Below are 771 nucleotides of genomic sequence, written 5' to 3'. Positions count from 1 at the left end.
GGTGTCGTCCACGTGCATGCGGGGCGCCTGCAACTGATGAACCCGCAGCGGTGGCAGCAGCACTTCGAGCAACTCGGCCGCCGCGAGCTTCCATTCGCACAGCGTCGCCCGAGGCAGGTACACGCCACGGCGCGCGTAGCGCATCTCCTGACGGTTTAATGGCAGATGATCGACATAGGTGTTGACCAGAATGTTTGCCAGCAGGCTCGCGCTCGCATTGCTCTTCGGCAGCGGCGACGGCTGGGCGCTGGCGGTCACTATGGTCGAATCGCCATCTTTCTTCGCTGCGTACTTGAAGCGAACGTGCTCGATGACGGTGAGCCTGGACGGCTCGTAGTGCAGCGTCTCGCTGCGCTCGTCGCCGATGCGCTCGAGCGTATCGAATGCGGCCGTTCGTCGCTCAGGTCGTATTCGACGCGCGTGCGGGGCAGGTCCTTCGACAAAGCAGGACGGCCCTTGCGGGTGTGGCCCTCAACCGGAACCTTGGCGGGCTCGGGTGGGACCGGTAAGTCCAAGCCGGTATCGAACAATTCCGCCTGGCCCGTCAACCGCTCGGAACTGACGCCGAAGCGTGCGCGGTTCAACTGGGCGATCTGGTGCTGCAGACTTTCGAGTTGCTCCCACAGCACCCACGCGAGCCGATTCTGTTCGAGCGCGAATGCCTGCAGCGCCTCGGGCTCGATCGGCAGATCCACGACAGTGATGGCGGCGGGCGACATGTCGATCATGATGCCCAACTCGCGCGTCGTTTACAAGACTCGTGAGCGTCGA

2 protein-coding genes are annotated in these 771 nt (G+C 63.7%); both read right to left on the bottom strand.

Going from position 1 to position 771, the window contains the following annotated elements; genetic code table 11:
- A partial coding sequence (locus tag AWB81_RS43725) for an IS66 family transposase (RefSeq protein ID WP_144444427.1) occupies positions 1 to 258 on the bottom strand: 258 nt, incomplete at its 3' end.
- Complete coding sequence (locus tag AWB81_RS43720) at positions 258 to 728, bottom strand: IS66 family transposase (RefSeq protein WP_200822659.1); 471 nt, start codon at positions 726 to 728, stop codon at positions 258 to 260. The genes AWB81_RS43725 and AWB81_RS43720, both read right to left, overlap by 1 nt.
- Positions 729 to 771: the final 43 nt, after the last annotated feature.

This window comes from Caballeronia arationis (genome assembly GCF_001544975.2).
Lineage (GTDB): Bacteria > Pseudomonadota > Gammaproteobacteria > Burkholderiales > Burkholderiaceae > Caballeronia > Caballeronia arationis.
Note: the sequence above shows the minus strand (reverse complement) of the source record. Positions and strands in the feature narration are given on the sequence as shown.

Excerpts from the sequence above, each read along its gene's own strand:
- AWB81_RS43720 (WP_200822659.1), bottom strand. The coding sequence starts at position 728 with ATGATCGACATGTCGCCCGCCGCCATCACTGTCGTGGATCTGCCGATC.